The following is a 13,863-nucleotide window of genomic DNA, read 5'->3' on the forward strand; positions in this document are numbered from 1 at the left end:
AGGATGGTTTCAGGGGGAACGAGGGATTGGGGGATCCTTTGCGAAACAAGAAAATCCACCTGGGAATCGCCGCGTTGGTCATCGCTGGATGCGTTGGCCCGATCACGGCGGGCGAGTCGACCGAGTGCGACCGGGAGTGGTTCAGTGTCGCGGGTGGCCGGTTGGCCGCGTGCCCGAGCACCGGCCAGGTCGCCGTCGAGGGGGTGTCGGCTCTGTCTTGAGTGGTCAGTGACCCGAGTGGGCCCGCCAGGAGGTACCGGTGGGCCCACTCGGGCTTTTCCGCTGTGGCAAGGAAACAACCGACGATGGGGTGATCCCGCGCGGACTGTCCGGTCGGCGCGGGCTCTTAGTCGGCGCGCGCCAAGGACAGCGCGAACCGGCCCGCCTCGTCGGTCCACCAGTGCGCGAGGTCGAACCCGGCCGCGGCCAACTCGGCCTCGACGCCGTCGCGGCGGAACTTGGCCGAGATCTCGGTGCGGATCTCCTCGCCCTCGGCGAACTCGACGGACAGGTCCAACTCCGGCAGGGACGCCGTCAGCGCCCGCCTGGCCCGCAACCGCATCTCGATCCACTCGTGCTCGGCGTCCCACACCGCCACGTGCGCGAAGTCGGCCGGGTCGAAGGTCGCGCCCAGTTCCCGGTTCAGCACGTGCAGGACGTTGCGGTTGAACTCCGCGGTGACGCCCTCGGCGTCGTCGTAGGCGCGGACCAGGGTGGACTCGTCCTTGACCAGGTCGGTGCCCAGCAGCAGCCACTCCCCCGGCTTGAGCACCGCGCGGACCGCGGTCAGGAACTCCGCGCGCTCACCGGGCAGGAAGTTGCCGATCGTGCCGCCGAGGAAGGCGACCAGCCGCGGCGGCTGGCCGGGCAGCAGGCCCAGGTGCTCGGTGAAGTCGCCGACCACCCCGCTGACCTGCACGCCCTGGTACTCCGCCGCCAGGGCCGACGCCGCGTCGCGCAGGGCCGTCGCCGAGACGTCCAGGGCGACGATGTGGGCCAGGGTGCCCGCGGCGCGCAGCGCGTCGAGCAGCAGCCTGGTCTTCTCCGAGGAACCGGACCCGAGTTCCACCAGGGTGTGCGCGCCGGTCGCGGCGGCGATCTCGCCAGCGCGGGCGGCGAGGATCTCCCGCTCGGCCCTGGTCGGGTAGTACTCGGGCAGCCGGGTGATGCGCTCGAACAGCTCGCTGCCCCTGGCGTCGTAGAACCACTTGGGCGGCAGCGTCTTCGGGGTCGAGGTCAGACCCTCGCGGGCGTCCTTGGCCAGCGCGCGGGCGGCGTGGTCGTCGGGCAGGTGCACTTCCACGGGATCAAGCCGGGAGTCGGTCATCTGCGTCCTTGTCTGCGCTGCCGAGCGCGCGCACGCGCACGGCGGGAGTCGGGGAGAGGGTGGCGGTGACCAGGCAGCGGTCCGCGACCGGGACCCACGGCGGGTCCGGCGACCACGGTTCCGAGGCGACCACCACGAAGTCGGGTCCGGTGAGCGTGGCCAGCGAGTGCCACCAGGTGGTGGCCGCGATGGTGACGCCGTCGGTGAGCAGGAGGTTGAGCCGGGAGTCCGGTGCCGCGGCGGCCACCGCGGTGACCACCTCGGCCAGCGCGGTGCCCATCGGCGTGCCCGCGCGCAGCCGCCGCCGCACCATGGCCCACAGCACAGCGCTGTCGGTCGGCGCGTCCAGCGTCATCAGGTCCACTGTGGACAACTCGGTGGCCAGCGGGGCGATGCTGTCCGGCCAGCCGGTGACCCGGCCGTTGTGGCTGAACAGCCAGCGCCCCTCGGTGAACGGCGCGCAGGCGGTGTCCACCACCGGCATGCCGATCGTGGCCGAGCGGGCGGCGGCGAGCACCGCGTGGCTGCTGGTGCTGGCCGCCACCTGCGCGAAACCGGCGTCCGTCCACATCGGAACGGCCCGCCGGTAGCGCAGCGGCGGCGCGTCGGGGCCGGGGTACCAGCCGACGCCGAAGCCGTCGACGTTGACGGTGCCCCCGCCGCGCATGTCGGCGGGGGCCCAGGTCTGGCTCAGCAGCCCGCTCGGCCCGTCGAGCAACCCGGAGATGGGCACGGCGGGACCGAGGTAGCCCAGGTGGCGGCACATGCGCTCAGCGCGCCCCGGTCGCGTCGCGGGCGCACCGGAACCCGGAGAAGATCTGCCGCCGGATCGGGTGGTCCCAGTTGCGGAAGGTGCCGCGCACGGCGGCCGCGTCGGTGCCGAACGAGCCACCGCGCAGCATCTTGTAGTCGCCGCCGAAGAACACCTCGGAGTACTCCCGGTACGGGAACGCCGAGAACCCCGGGTACGGCCGGAAGTCCGAGTCGAGCCACTCCCAGACGTCCCCGATCAGCTGACGCACCCCCAGCGGCGACGCGCCCTTGGGGTACGAGCCGACCGGCGCGGGCCGCAGGTGGCGCTGCCCCAGGTTGGCGTGCTCGACGCCGGGGTCCTCGTCGCCCCAGGGGTAGCGGCGGGACCGCCCGGTCGCCGGGTCGAACCGCGCGGCCTTCTCCCACTCCGGTTCGGTCGGCAACCGCTTGCCCGCCCACTTCGCGTACGCGGCCGCCTCGTGGAAGCACACGTGCACGACCGGCTCGTCCACCGGGACCGGTTCCACCACACCGAAGCGGGTGCGGACCCAGCGGTCGCCGTCGCGCCGCCAGAACCGGGGCGCGATCAGGTCCGCCTTGCGCCGGTGGGCCCAGCCGACCTCGCTCCACCAGTCGGGGTTGTCGTAGCCCCCGGCGTCGATGAAGGCCAGGTAGTCGCCGTTGCTGACCGGGACGGTGTCGATGTAGTACGCGTCGACGTGCGTCTGGAACGCGGGGCGCTCGTTGTCCAGCGCCCACGGCTCGGTGGAGGTGCCCATGGTGAACTCCCCCGCCGGGACGAACACCTCCCCGGCACCGATCGGGGCGACCAGGGCGGGATCCGGGTCGGGCGCATGCAACACCGGGGCACCCGAACGCAGTTGGTGCGTGGCGAGCATGGTCTCGTCGTGCTGCTGCTCGTGCTGGACGATCATGCCGAAGGCGAACCCCCGGTCCAGGAGCTTCCCGCCGTGCAGCGGCACCCGCTCCAGCACGTCGAACACCTTGTCGCGCACCTGACCCACGTACGCGCGGGCCTCGGTCGGCGACAGCAGCGGCAACGCGGGCCTGCTGGCCCTGGAGTGCTGGAACGCGTCGTAGAGCTCGTCGATGTCGGAGCGGACCGGCTCGCGGCCGCCGACATCGCGCACCAGCCACAGCTCCTCCTGGTTGCCGATGTGCGCCAGGTCCCACACCAGCGGCGACATCAGCTCGGAGTGCTGGCGGACCAGGTCGTCGTCGTCGACCGCGTCGGTCAGCAGGGTGCTACGCGCCCGGGAGCGCAGCAGCGCCTCCGCGACGCGCTCGCGGACGCGCTCGGTCTCGGTGTTGCTCCCCACGGGCAGATCTGTGCTGGTCACGACTTCCTCCCGTTCGTCGCTTCCGGTGCGTCCAACGCCTCGCGCAGCGCCACCAGCCGGTCGGTGGCGTGCTCGGTGGGCAACCCCAGCCCGGCGGTGGCCGGGATCCCCAGGTCGAGCACCCGCCGCGCGGCGCGGGCGAGGTCGGGGTCGGCGAGGCCGAGGCGGGCGGCGTCGAGCCACCGGTCGGCGACCGGTGCGCACGCCTCCACCACGGCGTCGACGACCGCCCGGTCGGCCATCAGGGCCACCAGCAGCGCGGCCGGGGCCAGCCAGTCGTCGCCAGCCTGGGCGTCGAGGTAGCGGACCTCGAAGTACCCGTGCGGGCGGATCGGCGGGAACAGCGTGGACATGTGGTAGTCGAGGTCGTCGAGCGAGGGCGGGTGCTCCAGCGCGCCGTCGAGCCAGTCGGCGAAGCTGACCCCGTTCGGGGCGTCCCAGACCCCGTCCGGCCGCCGCACGCACAGCAGCGGGGCGTCGAGCACGTAATCGGCCCACGCCTGGGCCGGGTCGTCGGTGACGGGGACCGGTCTGGAGCGGCGCGGGTCGACGCCGAGCACGTGCAGCATCCGCGCCGACGCCCACCCGGTCGGCGCCCCGGCCAGGTCGGGCGAGTTGGCGAACAGTGAGATCAGGACCGGGCCGAGCCCGTTGAGCGCGGCCCACCTCGTCGGCACGTCGGCCGCCTCGCCGACGTCGAGGCAGACCTGCAGGCCCGCGCTGGCGCACATCATGGTGATGCCGTGCTCGCCGATGGGGGCGAAGGCGCGTTCCATCGCCGCGTAGCGGGGGGTGTCGAGGACCCGGCGCGGGGAGCGGTGGGCGTCGAGGCCGGTGTGGCCGAGGACGAGGCCCGCGCGGTCGAGGAGATCTTCGAGGTGGCGGTGGTCGGCGTGGACGGCGTCGGCCACGGCGGCCAGGGTGGGGGCGGGCAGTGAGGAAATCTCGACCTGCCCGCCGGGTTCCAGGGTGAGGGGGGAACCGGACGGCAGCGGCAGCCACGGGCTGTCGGCGCGCAGTGTGGTGGGGGAATGGGGGCCGAGCGCGGCGGCGAGGTGGTCGGGGTCGAGTCGCCGCCCGGGGTCGTCGCGGTGGTGCACGACCCACTCCAGCTCGACGCCCAGCAGACAGGGTGGACCGTGTTTGAAGCAGACCGAGGCGACGTAGGCCTCCGCCTCCACTCTGGCCCGCAACCGGCGGCGATCGGGCTCGACGGTGTGGCGCGAAGCGGACAAAGGGCTCACTCCTTTCTTTCACTCCTTGCCGGAAAACGACGCTACACGCGGCCACCGACAGCCGCACGGACCCGCTGGGCCGAACGGGGGGTGGGCCGGGGACGGGCTCCTAGGGCGGGCGTGACGCGCGCCGCGCACCCAAAACGTACGTACGGATTGCTTCGGCACCGGTCGGCTGACACCATCGACGGGTGCCCAGGGTGAGCCAAGACCATCTCGACGCGCGACGGCGCCAGATCCTCGACGGGGCCCGTTCGTGCTTCGCCCGCCACGGGTACGAGGGGGCCACCGTGCGCAGGTTGGAAGAGGCTACCGGACTCTCCAGAGGGGCCATCTTCCACCATTTCCGCGACAAGGAGTCGCTGTTCCTCGCGTTGGCCGAGGACGACGTGCTGCGGATGACCGAGGTCGTCGCCGAACAGGGCCTGGTCCAGGTGATGCGGGACCTGCTCTCGACCACCCCCTCCGGTGGCGGCGGCGAGGCGCTGAACCCGGCCGACTGGCTGGGTACGAGGCTAGAGGTGTCCCGGCGGCTGCGCACCGACCTGGAATTCCGGTCCCGCTGGGCGGAACGGTCGCGCCAGCTCTCCGTCGCCACCCGCGACCGCCTGCTGCGCCAGCGGGAGGCGGGCAACCTGCGCGACGATGTGGACGTCGACGTGCTGACCGCGTTCCTGGAGCTGGTGCTGGAGGGCCTGGTGTCGCACCTGGCGATGGGCCTGCCCGCCGACGACATGGACCCGGTGCTCGACCTGGTCGAGGAAACCGTTCGACGGCACCGGCGTACCGGTTAGTGGTGCGACCCAGAATGTTGGCCGTGTATCGGCCCGTCCACGGCGTGGCTGGCAAGGCGCCGGAACGGCCTCGTACTGGGCGTACTCGGTCGTTTCGGCAACGCAGCCAGGCGCGTCGTGGGCGGGTCGAGACATGGTCAAGGTTCTAGGTCGTGCCACTAGCTCATCGCGGGGTGCGCGCGTACGTGGCCGCGGCCGCCCTCGCCAGGGTCGCCGACGAGATGGTCTCGGTGGCGGTGGTCCTGCTGGTCCTGCAGCGGACCGGCAGCCCGGCGCTGGCCGGGGCGATGGTGACCGCGTACACGCTGCCCTCCATTGTGTCCGGTCCGGTCGTGGGCGCGTGGCTCGACCGGATCCCCTACCGGCGGGCCGTGCTGGCCGCCGGGGGCGTGCTGCTGGCGGCGACCTGCGCCGGTCTGGTCCTGACGGTCGGCCGGGTCCCGGTGCTGCCGTTCGCGCTGGCGGCGCTCACCGGGCTCGCGTTGCCGCTGACCAGCGGCGGCTACTCCAGCCTGGTCCCCAAGCTGGTCCCGGCGCAGCGGTTGTCCAAGGCGAACGCCCTGGACGCGGCCACCTTCAACATCGGGGCGATCGCCGGTCCCGCGCTCGCCGGGACGGTGGCGGCGGTCGTGAGCCCCTCGGCGGCGGTGTGGTTGATCGTGGTGCTGGCGCTGTCGGGTTCGGTGTGCACGGCGTTCCTGCCGTCCACACCGGGCAACCCCAGCCCCGACCACGCTTCGCTGCTGCGGACGGTCCGGGCGGGACTGGCCCACCTGGTCACCACCCCCGCGCTGCGCGGCGCGACGCTGACGACGGTGCTCGGCTACGGATCGGTGGGCATCCTCGCCACGGCACTGCCGCTGCGGATGCAGGAGCTGGGGCAGGACCGCGCCGCGGCGGGCTACGTGTGGACCGCCATGGAGATCGGCTGCCTCGTGGCCGTGGCCTCCCTCGGTCGGTTCATCGCGGGTCCGCGCCCCGAGCTCACGGTGGTCGTCAGCACAGCGACCTTCGGCGCGCTGATGCTGGCCTGGCCCGCCGTCGACGGTGTCACGTGGACGCTCGCGCTGGCGGCGGTCGCGGGCCTGGCCGACGGCTTGGCGCTGCCCGCGATCATGGCGACCCGGCAGCGGCACTGCCCGCCCGCGCTGCTGGCCCAGGTGTCCACCACGGGGGCCAGCCTCAAGATCGGCACCTTCGCCCTCGGCGCGGCGGCGGGCGGCTGGCTGGTGCCCGCAGCAGGCCCGGCGACGGCGATCACCGTCACCGCCTGCGCGCAACTGCTGGCCGCCGCGCTCGGCGTGCTCGCGGGCGTGCGCTGGCGAAAGGCGAGCGCGGACCGCTGAGGTCCGCTGGCGTCCGAGCAGCTGTGGGTCCCGCACCTGGTCGCGGGCGAGACGATCGCGCGGGTCGGCGACCGCTACGACGGCGACCCGCTCGCCGCCTGGACCTCGGCCGCGGCCCCGGGTGGCGTCCGTCTCGTTGACCGGGCGCGGTTGCCCGCGCCACGCGGGACCGGATCGCTCTACACTGGGCCGGTTCGTCAGGACGGATCCGAGGAGTACGGCTTCCCGTGCGCAAGGCGCAGAAGAAGAGACCGGGCCGCAGTAGCGGGCCGGGAGAGAGTCCCGGCTGCCATATCGACCCGGAACCCGAGCGGGGTGCTCGGTGACCGGAGTCCTGCTCAGCGTCCTGGGCCTGCTGGCCGTGTGCGCGCTGACCCTCGGTACGGCGCTGTTCGTCACCGCCGAGTTCGCCCTCACCACCCTCGAGCGCAGCCAGGTCGACCGGCACGCCGAGCAGGTGGGCGACCGGCGGGCCCTGGCGATCCAGCGGGCGCACCGCACGCTGTCGTTCCAGCTCTCCGGCGCGCAGCTCGGCATCACCATCACCACCCTGATCACCGGCTACATCGCCGAACCGGCGCTGGCCGCGCTGGTGGAGCCCGCGCTGCTGTGGACCGGCATGGGCCGCACCGCGGTGGACGCGGTGGCGCTGGTGATCGCGCTGCTGGTGGCCACGTCGCTGTCGATGGTGTTCGGCGAGCTGGTGCCCAAGAACCTGGCCATCGCCAGGCCGCTGGCCAGCGCGCGGGCCGTCGCGGGCAGCCAGGCGGTGTTCTCCTCGGTGCTGCGCTGGCTGATCAACGGCCTCAACGGGTCGGCGAACTGGATCGTGCGCGGTCTCGGCGTGCAGCCGCAGGAGGAGTTGCGGTCGGCGCGCTCACCGCAGGAGCTCGGTGGTCTGGTCCGCTCCAGCGCCGCGTCCGGGTCCATCGACACCGGCACCGCGACGCTGCTCAGCCGCTCGCTGCGCTTCGGTGACCGGACCGCCGACGAGCTGATGACGCCCCGGGTGCGGGTGCAGGCGCTGCGCGCCGACGCCACGGTGGTCGACCTGATCGACCTGGCCCGCAGCACCGGGTTCTCCCGGTTCCCGGTGCACGGCGGCGACCTCGACGACGTGCGCGGGGTGGTGCACGTCAAGCAGGTGTTCGGCGTGCCGAGGCAGCTGCGGGCGAGCACGACGGTCGCCGAGCTGGCCAAGCCGGTGCCGACGGTGCCGGAGACCCTCGACGGCGACGTGCTGCTGGACCGGCTGCGCGGGTCCGGGCTGCAGGTGGCGCTGGTCGTCGACGAGTACGGCGGCACGGCGGGCCTGGTCACCCTGGAGGACCTGATCGAGGAGATCGTCGGCGACGTGCGCGACGAGCACGACCGCGGCGAGGTCAGCCCGGTCCGCCCGCTGGGCAGGGGCAGCTGGCTGGTGTCCGGGCTGCTGCGCGACGACGAGCTCGCCGAGGCCACCGGGTTCCGGATGCCCGCTGGCGAGTACGAGACGGTCGCGGGCCTGGTGCTGACCCGGCTCGGCCGCATCCCCGACGTCAACGACGAGATCCGGATCGACGGCTGGCGGGTGACGGTGCTGCGGATGGACCGGCACCGGGTGGCCGAGTTGCGGGTGGCGCGGCTGCCGGGGGTGACCACGTGAGCGACCTGCTGGCGCTGGGCGCCACCGCGCTGCTGCTGCTGGGCAACGCGTTCTTCGTCGGCGCGGAGTTCGCGATCATCACCGCGCGCCGCGACCGGCTGGAGGCGCTGGCGCGCGAGGGCGACTCGCGGGCGGCGGCGGCCATCGAGGCGGGCAGGCAGTTGCCGCTGCTGATCGCCGGTGCCCAGCTCGGGGTGACGGTCTGCTCGCTGGGTCTTGGCGCGCTCGCCGAACCCGCCATCGCGCACCTGCTTGAGGGCCCGTTCGGCGCGCTGGGTCTGCCGGAGGCGGTCGTGCACGGGGTCGCGTTCGCACTGGCGCTCGGCGTCGTGGTCACGCTGCACACCGTGCTGGGCGAGATGGTGCCGAAGAACCTGGCCATCGCGGGCCCCGAGCGCGCCGCGACCACGCTGGTGCCGGTCCACCTGGCGTTCTGCAAGCTGGTCCGGCCGCTGCTGGGGATGTTCACCAAGGTCTCGACCGCGGTCCTGCGCCGATTCGGCGTGGAACCGCGCGAGGAGCTGGAGAACGCCTACACCCCCGACGAGCTGGCCACGCTGATCGCCGAGTCCCGCCGCGAGGGTCTGCTCGACGACTCCGAGCACCGCAGGCTGACCAACACGCTGTCGTCGGCGGGGCGCACGGTGGCCGAGGTGCTGGTGCCGCTGTCCGCGCTCAAGACCGTGCCGCACCCGCCGACGGTGGGCGCGGTGGCCGCGGCGGTGGCCGAAACCGGGTTCTCCCGGTTCCCGGTCCGCATGCCCGACGGCTCCCTCAACGGCTACGTGCACGTCAAGGACGTCCTCGACCAGGTCGACTCGGACCCGGCGACCAGGGTGGCCTGGTCGCGGGTGCGCGGGCTGCCGGAGCTGCCAGCGGATTCCCGGCTCGACGAGGCGCTCGCCGCGCTGCGCCGGGCCCAGAGCCACCTGGCCAAGGCCGTGTCCGCCGAGCGCGAGGTGCTCGGGGTGGTGGCGCTGGAAGACCTGGTGGAGGAGTACGTGGGCACGGTGCGCGATGGGACCCACATCGGTGACGATTCCTGAGGCCACCCGGGTGGTGCTGCCCGAGCCGGACTGGCACCGGCTGCGCGACGAGCACGTGGCACGGGTCCGGCAGTGGACCGACCCGCACCAACGGCGCCGGGTCCGCCGGGAGAAGCACCCGGTGCTGGACTTCCTGTTCACCTACTACTCGCACCGCCCTGCCCACCTCGAGCGCTGGCACCCCGGCCCCGGCGTGGTCCTGGCGGGCCCGTCGGCCGAGGAATACCTGCGGTGGCCCGCCTACACGGCCACCGCCGAGGGCGTGACGCTCGGGCCGCTGGCCCCCGGCCGCCGGGCCACGGCGGAGTTCGTGCTGTCACTGCTGTCGGCGACCGCAAGCCGCCCGCCCCGGCTCGGGTGCTTCGGCCTGCACGAGTGGGCCATGGTCTACCGCAGCGCCGAGGTGCGCCACGCCGCCTGGCCGCTGCGCCTGGGGGCGGAGGGGACCGACGCGGTGGTGGAGTCCTCGACGATCAAGTGCGGCCACTTCGACGCGTTCCGGTTCTTCACCCCGCCCGCGCGACCGCTCAACACACTGCGGCCGAGCCGGGAGGGTCAGGTGGAGATGGAGCAGCCGGGCTGCCTGCACGCGACCATGGACCTGTTCAAGTGGTCCTACAAGCTCGACCCGCACACCCCGTCGGACCTCGTCGCCGACTGCTTCGCCCTCGCCGTCGACGTCCGCACCCTGGACATGCGCGCCAGCCCGTACGACCTGTCGGCGCTGGGCTACTCCCCCGTCCAGATCGAAACCGAACGCGGCCGCGCGGAGTACGTGCGGGCGCAGTCGGCGTTCACCACCCGCGCCGCGCCACTGCGTGCACGGCTGATCTCCCTGTGCCACAACTTGTTGAGCGAGGTGCCCGGTGGAACCGACCACCAGTGACGTCCCCACTTTCCTGACCACCATCACCGACGACCAGCGGCGCGCGGACGCCGAACTGCTGGTGGCGCTGATGTCCGAGGTCACCGGCCACCCCGCCGTCCTGTGGGGCACGGCCATCATCGGCTTCGGCTCCCGCCACTACCGCTACGACTCCGGCCGAGAGGGCGACACGGTGGCGGTCGGCTTCTCGCCGCGCAAGGCCCAGACGGTGCTGTACCTGACGGGCGAGCTGGAGGACTACTCAGACCTGTTGGCATCGCTGGGAAAGCACACCACGGGCAAGAGCTGCCTCTACCTCAAGCGGGTCGACCAAGCCGATCCCGAGGCCCTGCGGGCGATCGTGCGGCGGTCCTACGACTCGGCCCAGTAGAGGTGATCCCCGAGGGCAGGCAGGGCGCCTACATCGGCGACTCCACCACGTGGTGGCAGTTCAGCCGCATCGTAGCCGCGGGAGAAGGTGCCGCAGGTGGGCACCGGGTGGAGCGGCTTCTACCGCCTCTTCCCCGCGGGCGGGGACACGGTCTACGCGGTGGGAACGCCCACGTACTCATGGTCCAACCCGGACATGCTCTGCTACCACTCAACGTCTCGGGGAAGTGGGCCAACGGGGGCGGAGGCCGGGGAATCGGTACCGGGTGGCGGTTCTTGCACGGTGTGACCGCCGATCCCGCGAAGTGCGCCTCTCCCGAGGCCCCCGCTCCCCCAGTCCCCGTGTCCCTGCCCATGCCACACGGCGAACGCGCGTCGCTGTTCTACAACGAGAACACCGACGAACTCATCGCCGCCCGGGTCGACGACAACGGCTTCCTGCGCACCGGCGTGCAGGCTCCGCCCGACAGCGGCCAGATCGTCTGGAACGGGATCTACAGGACCACCAGTGACGTCGTCACGCGCACCGGCCAGGTCTCCCCGACCGCGACCACCTACCGCGCCTGACAAACCGGCGTCGGCACCTCGGTGACCGACCCCCGAGTGGTGGTGACCAACAGCGGCGCCCTACGAGTGCTGCTGGCCGGTGCCACGGGCAAGTACACCCCCACCCTGCCCCCCTTCACCGGCTAGTCCGACCGAACCAACTGACCCAAGGCACCGGGGGCTTGGCCTGGCTCGGGTCGAGCACCGCAACCAAAGGCCAGCCGAAGTAGACGGCGAAGGCCCGAACCACCGCCCCACGGCGACCAGGCCTCTCCGGGTGGCCACCAACCCCGGAGAGGTCCGTGTCCACCCAGCCAGCACACGGACGAATACACCCTCCCCACCCTGACCCCCTTCACCAGCTAGGCCGACCCCGTTTCGGCCAGCCCGCGCAGGGATGGGGGTAGGGGGCGTTGGTGCAGGACGCCGAGGCGTTGGGTGGCTCGGGTTAGGGCTACGTAGAGTTCGGCGGCGCCGCGGGGGCCGTCGGCGAGGATTGTGTCTGGGTCCACTACCAGGACGGCGTCGAACTCGAGGCCCTTGGTTTCCGAGGCGGGGACGGCGCCGGGGGTGCCGGGGGGACCGATGACGATGCTGGTGCCTTCGCGGGTGGATTCGGTGCGGGTGAAGGCTTCGATGGCTTCGGGGAGGTCGGCCGCGGTGACGTGGCGCGACCACGGGGCCACGCCGCAGGAGCGGACGGAGTCGGGGGGTTGGACGGTGGGGGCGAAGTCGGCGAGGACGGCGGCCGCGACGGCCATGATCTCGGCCGGGGTGCGGTAGTTCACCGTCAGCGACCGGTACACCCAGCGGTCGGGGACGTAGGGCTCGAGCATCGCGGCCCAGGACCGGGCGCCCGCGGCCGCGCGGCGCTGGGCCAGGTCGCCGACCACGGTGAAGGAGCGGCCCGGGCAGCGGCGCATCAGCACCCGCCAGTCCATTTCGGACAGTTCCTGGGCTTCGTCGACCACCACGTGCCGGTAGGTCCAGTCCCGGTCGGCGGCGGCGCGCTCGGCGAGGTCGCGGGTGTCCTGCTCGACGAACCGCTCGGCCAGGTCCTCGGCGAAGAGCAGGTCGGTGGCGAAGAGGTGGTCCTCGTCGTCCATCATGTCCTCGCGGCTGATCATGCTGTCGAGCACCTTCGCGGCGTAGGCGGCCTCGGCCTTGCGCTCCCGCTCGGCCGCCTCGTCCGGCGCCTTGTCCGGGCCGAGCAGGTCGACCAGCTCGTCGAGCAGCGGCACGTCCGACACCGTCCACTCGGTACTGTCCACACGCAACAACGACTCGTCAGCCCCCGCGGAACGCAGCCGTTCCGGGGACGCGTACAGCGACCCCAGCAGGTCTTGCGGGGTCAGCACCGGCCACAGCTCGTCGAGCGTGGCGGCGAACACCTCGTCGTCGGCGAGCTCGCCGACCAGGTCCTTGCGCACCTGCTCCCACCCGTCCTTGTCCGAGCGGGTCAACCACCCCTTGCCGATCCGGCCGATCGCCCGCTCGGTCAGCGCGTAGGTGATGATCTCGGTGAACACCGCGCGCGCCTGGTTGTGCGGCAACCCGCTCGCGCGCGCCTCCTCCCGCGCCCACCCCGCGGTCTCGGCATCGATCCGCCCGGTGACGCCACCCAACTCGATGGCCACCGGCTCCCGCGGCACCCGCTGCCGGTCGGCGACCGCGGCCGCGAGCACGTCGAGGATCTTCAGCGATCCCTTCAGCCGCGCGACCTCCGGCGCGTCCTCCGCGGTGACCCGCAGGCCGGGGACCAGGTCGCCCGCCGTCGCGAACACCACGTCGGACTCACCGAGCGAGGGCAGGACCCGGCTGATGTGGTGCAGGAACGCCGGGTTCGGCCCGACGACGAGCACGCCGTGGCGCTCCATCCGCTCCCGCTGCGTGTACAGCAGGTACGCGACGCGGTGCAGCGCCACCACGGTCTTGCCGGTGCCGGGGCCGCCCTCGATCACCAGCACCCCGGGGTGCTCCAGCCGGATGATCTCGTCCTGCTCGGCCTGGATGGTCGCCACGATGTCGCGCATGCCCTCGCCGCGCGGGGCGTTGACCGCGGCGAGCAGCGCCGCGTCACCGCGCTCCTGCCCGTCCGGGCGACCGAGCACCTCGTCGGTGAAGTCGACCAGCGTGCGCCCGCGCGAGTGGAACTGGCGCCGCGCGCGCATGCCCTCCGGGCTGGCCGCTGTGGCGGTGTAGAACGCGCGCGACGCGGGCGCCCGCCAGTCCAGCAGCACCGGTTCGTAGTCGTTGGCCTCGTCGAACAGCCCGATCCGGCCGATGTAGCGGTGTTCCCCCGACAGGGTGGCCAACCGGCCGAAGCACAGCCCGTTGTCGGCGACGTCGAGGCGCTTGACCTCCCTGGCCGAGGCGCGCACGTGCACGTCTCGCTCCATCGCCTCCAGGCCGCCGTTGCCGTCCACCGCCGCGGTGTAGCGCCCCTTGGCCCGCGCGCGCTCGGCGTCGAGCCTGGCGTAGAGCCCGGCCAGGTAGCCCTGCTCGGACCGCAGTTCGTCCGCATACCCCTGATTTGACACGTGCCCCTCACAGCG

Annotated in this window: 13 protein-coding genes; 8 read left to right on the forward strand and 5 right to left on the reverse strand. The window is 72.8% G+C overall.

Annotated elements, in window-relative coordinates:
- Window positions 1-38: 38 nt before the first annotated feature.
- On the forward strand, window positions 39-221 hold the full coding sequence (locus JOD54_RS28035; protein WP_204454885.1) for a hypothetical protein: 183 nt from the start codon (window positions 39-41) through the stop codon (window positions 219-221).
- A gap of 125 nt (window positions 222-346) precedes the next feature.
- On the opposite strand, the gene egtD is transcribed toward JOD54_RS28035, so the two are convergent.
- From egtD to egtA, 4 genes are read right to left on the reverse strand one after another with little or no spacing between them, the layout of a single operon-like run.
- Window positions 347-1,327, reverse strand: a complete 981-nt coding sequence (gene egtD / locus JOD54_RS28040; RefSeq protein ID WP_204454888.1) for an L-histidine N(alpha)-methyltransferase — start codon at window positions 1,325-1,327, stop codon at window positions 347-349.
- The gene (gene egtC, locus JOD54_RS28045) at window positions 1,308-2,093 is read right to left on the reverse strand and encodes an ergothioneine biosynthesis protein EgtC (protein ID WP_204454890.1); all 786 of its coding nucleotides are present in this window, start codon (window positions 2,091-2,093) and stop codon (window positions 1,308-1,310) included. The genes egtD and egtC overlap by 20 nt, the downstream gene beginning before the upstream one ends.
- A 4-nt stretch (window positions 2,094-2,097) precedes the next feature.
- A complete protein-coding gene (gene egtB / locus JOD54_RS28050) occupies window positions 2,098-3,441 on the reverse strand; it encodes an ergothioneine biosynthesis protein EgtB (RefSeq protein WP_204454892.1) in 1,344 nt (447 codons plus the stop codon).
- Complete coding sequence (egtA, locus tag JOD54_RS28055) at window positions 3,438-4,685, reverse strand: ergothioneine biosynthesis glutamate--cysteine ligase EgtA (protein WP_443601737.1); 1,248 nt, start codon at window positions 4,683-4,685, stop codon at window positions 3,438-3,440. Before egtA ends, egtB begins: the two co-directional genes overlap by 4 nt.
- A 182-nt stretch (window positions 4,686-4,867) precedes the next feature.
- Between egtA and JOD54_RS28060 the strand changes: the two genes are divergently transcribed.
- The 7 genes from JOD54_RS28060 (at window position 4,868) to JOD54_RS28090 (ending at window position 11,329) form a co-directional block, all read left to right on the forward strand.
- On the forward strand, window positions 4,868-5,470 hold the full coding sequence (locus tag JOD54_RS28060) for a TetR/AcrR family transcriptional regulator (protein ID WP_204454895.1): 603 nt from the start codon (window positions 4,868-4,870) through the stop codon (window positions 5,468-5,470).
- A gap of 152 nt (window positions 5,471-5,622) precedes the next feature.
- Window positions 5,623-6,816, forward strand: a complete 1,194-nt coding sequence (locus JOD54_RS28065) for an MFS transporter (RefSeq protein ID WP_204454897.1) — start codon at window positions 5,623-5,625, stop codon at window positions 6,814-6,816.
- 322 nt (window positions 6,817-7,138) lie between these two features.
- Window positions 7,139-8,461, forward strand: a complete 1,323-nt coding sequence (locus JOD54_RS28070) for a hemolysin family protein (protein ID WP_204454899.1) — start codon at window positions 7,139-7,141, stop codon at window positions 8,459-8,461.
- The gene (locus JOD54_RS28075; RefSeq protein WP_204454901.1) at window positions 8,458-9,507 is read left to right on the forward strand and encodes a hemolysin family protein; all 1,050 of its coding nucleotides are present in this window, start codon (window positions 8,458-8,460) and stop codon (window positions 9,505-9,507) included. The genes JOD54_RS28070 and JOD54_RS28075 overlap by 4 nt, the downstream gene beginning before the upstream one ends.
- Window positions 9,494-10,393, forward strand: coding sequence for a 3-methyladenine DNA glycosylase (locus JOD54_RS28080; RefSeq protein ID WP_372440353.1), 900 nt, complete (start codon window positions 9,494-9,496; stop codon window positions 10,391-10,393). Before JOD54_RS28075 ends, JOD54_RS28080 begins: the two co-directional genes overlap by 14 nt.
- Window positions 10,374-10,763 carry a DUF1801 domain-containing protein gene (locus tag JOD54_RS28085; protein WP_204454906.1) on the forward strand — a complete coding sequence of 130 codons (390 nt, stop codon included), beginning with the start codon at window positions 10,374-10,376 and terminating at the stop codon, window positions 10,761-10,763. Before JOD54_RS28080 ends, JOD54_RS28085 begins: the two co-directional genes overlap by 20 nt.
- Window positions 10,764-11,104: 341 nt before the next feature.
- Window positions 11,105-11,329, forward strand: a complete 225-nt coding sequence (locus JOD54_RS28090; RefSeq protein WP_204454909.1) for a hypothetical protein — start codon at window positions 11,105-11,107, stop codon at window positions 11,327-11,329.
- 341 nt (window positions 11,330-11,670) lie between these two features.
- Here JOD54_RS28090 and helR read toward each other — a convergent pair whose 3' ends face one another.
- Window positions 11,671-13,848 carry an RNA polymerase recycling motor ATPase HelR gene (gene helR, locus JOD54_RS28095; protein ID WP_204454911.1) on the reverse strand — a complete coding sequence of 726 codons (2,178 nt, stop codon included), beginning with the start codon at window positions 13,846-13,848 and terminating at the stop codon, window positions 11,671-11,673.
- Between the last annotated feature and the right edge of the window lie 15 nt (window positions 13,849-13,863).

The sequence above is a fragment of the Actinokineospora baliensis genome (assembly GCF_016907695.1).
In the GTDB taxonomy this organism is placed as follows: Bacteria; Actinomycetota; Actinomycetes; order Mycobacteriales; family Pseudonocardiaceae; genus Actinokineospora; species Actinokineospora baliensis.

Coding starts and splice junctions, on each gene's coding strand:
- egtC (WP_204454890.1), bottom strand. CDS start 2,093: ATGTGCCGCCACCTGGGCTACCTCGGTCCCGCCGTGCCCATCTCCGGG.
- egtD (WP_204454888.1), bottom strand. CDS start 1,327: ATGACCGACTCCCGGCTTGATCCCGTGGAAGTGCACCTGCCCGACGAC.